The 5554-nt window shown below is 54.6% G+C and carries 2 rRNA genes; both read left to right on the forward strand.

The window, feature by feature from the left end:
* Positions 1 to 186: 186 nt before the first annotated feature.
* Positions 187 to 1710: ribosomal RNA gene (locus ACZYZ4_RS19230) — 16S ribosomal RNA — on the forward strand.
* 512 nt (positions 1711 to 2222) lie between these two features.
* A 23S ribosomal RNA gene (locus tag ACZYZ4_RS19235) occupies positions 2223 to 5371 on the forward strand.
* Together the 16S and 23S rRNA genes form the textbook arrangement of a ribosomal RNA operon.
* The last annotated feature ends 183 nt before the right edge of the window (positions 5372 to 5554 follow it).

Genomic DNA, 5554 nt, shown 5'->3' on the forward strand with positions numbered 1-5554 from the left:
TGTGTCTGTTGTTTGAGAACTCAATAGTGTGCCAAGTTTGTTGATACCAATTTATTGTATTGAATTGGTTGAATTGACTGGATTATGCCACCCCGTGGTGTGGTCTGGTTTTTACAGCTGGTTTCAAATTTTGTGCAGCCATTTTATCCTGTTATTTCCGGGGTTGGTGGTTGTGTCTGTTTTACTTCAACGGAGAGTTTGATCCTGGCTCAGGATGAACGCTGGCGGCGTGCTTAACACATGCAAGTCGAACGATGATCCCAGCTTGCTGGGGGATTAGTGGCGAACGGGTGAGTAACACGTGAGTAACCTGCCCTTAACTCTGGGATAAGCCTGGGAAACTGGGTCTAATACCGGATATGACTCCTCATCGCATGGTGGGGGGTGGAAAGCTTTATTGTGGTTTTGGATGGACTCGCGGCCTATCAGCTTGTTGGTGAGGTAATGGCTCACCAAGGCGACGACGGGTAGCCGGCCTGAGAGGGTGACCGGCCACACTGGGACTGAGACACGGCCCAGACTCCTACGGGAGGCAGCAGTGGGGAATATTGCACAATGGGCGAAAGCCTGATGCAGCGACGCCGCGTGAGGGATGACGGCCTTCGGGTTGTAAACCTCTTTCAGTAGGGAAGAAGCGAAAGTGACGGTACCTGCAGAAGAAGCGCCGGCTAACTACGTGCCAGCAGCCGCGGTAATACGTAGGGCGCAAGCGTTATCCGGAATTATTGGGCGTAAAGAGCTCGTAGGCGGTTTGTCGCGTCTGCCGTGAAAGTCCGGGGCTCAACTCCGGATCTGCGGTGGGTACGGGCAGACTAGAGTGATGTAGGGGAGACTGGAATTCCTGGTGTAGCGGTGAAATGCGCAGATATCAGGAGGAACACCGATGGCGAAGGCAGGTCTCTGGGCATTAACTGACGCTGAGGAGCGAAAGCATGGGGAGCGAACAGGATTAGATACCCTGGTAGTCCATGCCGTAAACGTTGGGCACTAGGTGTGGGGGACATTCCACGTTTTCCGCGCCGTAGCTAACGCATTAAGTGCCCCGCCTGGGGAGTACGGCCGCAAGGCTAAAACTCAAAGGAATTGACGGGGGCCCGCACAAGCGGCGGAGCATGCGGATTAATTCGATGCAACGCGAAGAACCTTACCAAGGCTTGACATGAACCGGAAATACCTGGAAACAGGTGCCCCGCTTGCGGTCGGTTTACAGGTGGTGCATGGTTGTCGTCAGCTCGTGTCGTGAGATGTTGGGTTAAGTCCCGCAACGAGCGCAACCCTCGTTCTATGTTGCCAGCGCGTTATGGCGGGGACTCATAGGAGACTGCCGGGGTCAACTCGGAGGAAGGTGGGGACGACGTCAAATCATCATGCCCCTTATGTCTTGGGCTTCACGCATGCTACAATGGCCGGTACAAAGGGTTGCGATACTGTGAGGTGGAGCTAATCCCAAAAAGCCGGTCTCAGTTCGGATTGGGGTCTGCAACTCGACCCCATGAAGTCGGAGTCGCTAGTAATCGCAGATCAGCAACGCTGCGGTGAATACGTTCCCGGGCCTTGTACACACCGCCCGTCAAGTCACGAAAGTTGGTAACACCCGAAGCCGGTGGCCTAACCCCTTGTGGGAGGGAGCTGTCGAAGGTGGGACTGGCGATTGGGACTAAGTCGTAACAAGGTAGCCGTACCGGAAGGTGCGGCTGGATCACCTCCTTTCTAAGGAGCACCTACAAATTGTTCATGCCATGTATGTGGTGTGGGGGTTTGTCAGGAGTATATGCCCGTTGCGCAGACGCTAGTTCTGCGGCGGGTGCTCAAGGGTGGAATATCAACGAATAGCGGCCGCGTGTTCTTCTCCTTGCCTAGTACGGTGGTTGGTTGTCCTTCGGGATGGCTTCTCTGCCTGGAACGGTGCGGGAGTGGGGTGGGTGGTTTAGTGTTTGGCACACTGTTGGGTCCTGAGGCAACAGGGCCGGGTTTTTCCCGGTACTTGTTTGTTTCTGGTTTCCTGGCTGCATCGAGCGCGCACTTTTGTGTGTGGGGTGTGTGGTACGGGGTTGTTGTTTGAGAACTACATAGTGGACGCGAGCATCTTTTATAAGAAGCAATTTCCAAGAATATGAACCTGGATCTGTCCGGGCGTCTGTTGCTGTGGCCTTTGGGTTGTGGTGGTGGTGTCCGGGTGGTTTTCGTGGTTCTCTCGAAAATTAGCGTTTTTGATCTTTTGTGGTCAAGTTTTTAAGAGCACACGGTGGATGCCTTGGCATTAGGAGCCGAAGAAGGACGTAGGAATCTGCGATAAGCCTGGGGGAGTCGATAACCGGACTGTGATCCCAGGGTGTCCGAATGGGGAAACCCCGCCAGGGGCGCGAGCTGCCTGGTGACCCGCATCTGAACACATAGGGTGCGTGGAGGGAACGCGGGGAAGTGAAACATCTCAGTACCCGCAGGAAGAGAAAACAATAGTGATTCCGTCAGTAGTGGCGAGCGAACGCGGATCAGGCTAAACCGTTCCATGTGTGATAGCCGGCGGGCGTTGCATGGTCGGGGTTGTGGGACTTTCCATACCAGTTCTGCCGGACTGGTGAGGTGTGATGTGCAGGCATAGGTGAACGGTCTTGAAAGGCCGGCCAGAGAGGGTGTGAGCCCCGTAACCGAAATGTTTTGTGCCGCCTGGAGAGTATCCCAAGTAGCACGGGGCCCGAGAAATCCCGTGCGAATCTGTCAGGACCACCTGATAAGCCTAAATACTCCCTAATGACCGATAGCGGACCAGTACCGTGAGGGAAAGGTGAAAAGTACCCCGGGAGGGGAGTGAAACAGTACCTGAAACCGTGTGCTTACAATCCGTCGGAGCATCTGCAGCTTGTCTGTATGGGTGTGACGGCGTGCCTTTTGAAGAATGAGCCTGCGAGTTAGTGTTACGTCGCGAGGTTAACCCGTGTGGGGAAGCCGTAGCGAAAGCGAGTCTGAATAGGGCGTTGCAGTGGCGTGATCTAGACCCGAAGCGAAGTGATCTACCCATGGCCAGGTTGAAGCGACGGTAAGACGTCGTGGAGGACCGAACCCACTTCAGTTGAAAATGGAGGGGATGAGCTGTGGGTAGGGGTGAAAGGCCAATCAAACTTCGTGATAGCTGGTTCTCCCCGAAATGCATTTAGGTGCAGCGTTGCGTGTTTCTTACCGGAGGTAGAGCTACTGGATGGCTAATGGGCCCTACAAGGTTACTGACGTCAGCCAAACTCCGAATGCCGGTAAGTGAGAGCGCAGCAGTGAGACTGTGGGGGATAAGCTTCATAGTCGAGAGGGAAACAGCCCAGACCACCAACTAAGGCCCCTAAGCGTGTGCTAAGTGGGAAAGGATGTGGAGTTGCGAAGACAACCAGGAGGTTGGCTTAGAAGCAGCCATCCTTAAAAGAGTGCGTAATAGCTCACTGGTCAAGTGATTCCGCGCCGACAATGTAGCGGGGCTCAAGTACACCGCCGAAGTTGTGGATTTCAGATAATTAGCTAAGCCGCCTCCTTTGTGGGGTTGGTTCAGGCGTCTGGAGTGGTAGGGGAGCGTCGTGTGGGCAGTGAAGTCGCGGTGTAAACCAGCGGTGGAGCCTACACGAGTGAGAATGCAGGCATGAGTAGCGAAAGACGGGTGAGAAACCCGTCCGCCGAATGATCAAGGGTTCCAGGGTCAAGCTAATCTGCCCTGGGTAAGTCGGGACCTAAGGCGAGGCCGACAGGCGTAGTCGATGGACAACGGGTTGATATTCCCGTACCGGCGAAAAACCGTCCATGTTGAACAGGGGATACTAACCGCCCGATACCTGCCCGATCGCCCTTGTGGTGTGAGGGTTTTGGTGGAGCGCGGGACCTGATCCTGGGAGGCAAGCGTATTAACAGGTGTGACGCAGGAAGGTAGCCAAGCCGGGCGATGGTTGTCCCGGTCTAAGGATGTAGGGCGAACGGTAGGCAAATCCGCCGTTCATGATGCCTGAGATCTGATGGGACCCCCTCACGGGGGGATTTGGTGATCCTATGCTGCCGAGAAAAGCATCGACGCGAGGTTTTAGCCGCCCGTACCCCAAACCGACACAGGTGATCAGGTAGAGAATACTAAGGCGATCGAGAGAATTATGGTTAAGGAACTCGGCAAAATGCCCCCGTAACTTCGGGAGAAGGGGGGCCCCAACCTTGAACACCACTTGCTGGTGGGAGGGGATCGGGGCCGCAGAGACCAGGGGGAAGCGACTGTTTACTAAAAACACAGGTCCGTGCGAAGTCGCAAGACGATGTATACGGACTGACTCCTGCCCGGTGCTGGAAGGTTAAGAGGACCGGTTAGCCTTACGGCGAAGCTGAGAATTCAAGCCCCAGTAAACGGCGGTGGTAACTATAACCATCCTAAGGTAGCGAAATTCCTTGTCGGGTAAGTTCCGACCTGCACGAATGGAGTAACGACTTCCCCGCTGTCTCAACCATAAACTCGGCGAAATTGCAGTACGAGTAAAGATGCTCGTTACGCGCAGCAGGACGGAAAGACCCCGAGACCTTTACTATAGTTTGGTATTGGTGTTCGGAGTGGCTTGTGTAGGATAGGTGGGAGACGTTGAAGCCCGGACGCCAGTTCGGGTGGAGTCATCGTTGAAATACCACTCTGGTCACTTTGGACATCTAACTTCGGCCCGTAATCCGGGTCAGGGACAGTGCCTGATGGGTAGTTTAACTGGGGCGGTTGCCTCCTAAAAAGTAACGGAGGCGCCCAAAGGTTCCCTCAGCCTGGTTGGCAATCAGGTGTCGAGTGTAAGTGCACAAGGGAGCTTGACTGTGAGAGAGACATCTCGAGCAGGGACGAAAGTCGGGACTAGTGATCCGGCGGTACATTGTGGAATGGCCGTCGCTCAACGGATAAAAGGTACCTCGGGGATAACAGGCTGATCTTGCCCAAGAGTCCATATCGACGGCATGGTTTGGCACCTCGATGTCGGCTCGTCGCATCCTGGGGCTGGAGTAGGTCCCAAGGGTTGGGCTGTTCGCCCATTAAAGCGGTACGCGAGCTGGGTTTAGAACGTCGTGAGACAGTTCGGTCCCTATCCGCTGCGCGCGCAGGAAATTTGAGAAGGGCTGTCCTTAGTACGAGAGGACCGGGACGGACGAACCTCTGGTGTGTCAGTTGTACTGCCAAGTGCACCGCTGATTAGCTACGTTCGGATGGGATAACCGCTGAAAGCATCTAAGCGGGAAGCTCGCTTCGAGATGAGATTTCCATACACCTTGTGTGTGAGAGGCCCCCAGCCAGACCACTGGGTTGATAGGCCGGATGTGGAAGCGAGGACTAACGACTCGTGAAGCTGACCGGTACTAATAGGCCGATAACTTACACCACACACCACCCCTGCAAACCCATTCAAAAGGGGTTTGCAACCACGGGTGGTAAAAAGAAAACAAGACTGCTTGCGTCCACTATGTGGTTCCCAAACAACAAACCCGTCACCGACGGATCGTTGCAGGGAACAAAAACACAACACCATAACAACACCACAATGTTGTAACCAGATTTCCCACACAC

The organism is Pseudarthrobacter adonitolis (assembly GCF_055412845.1).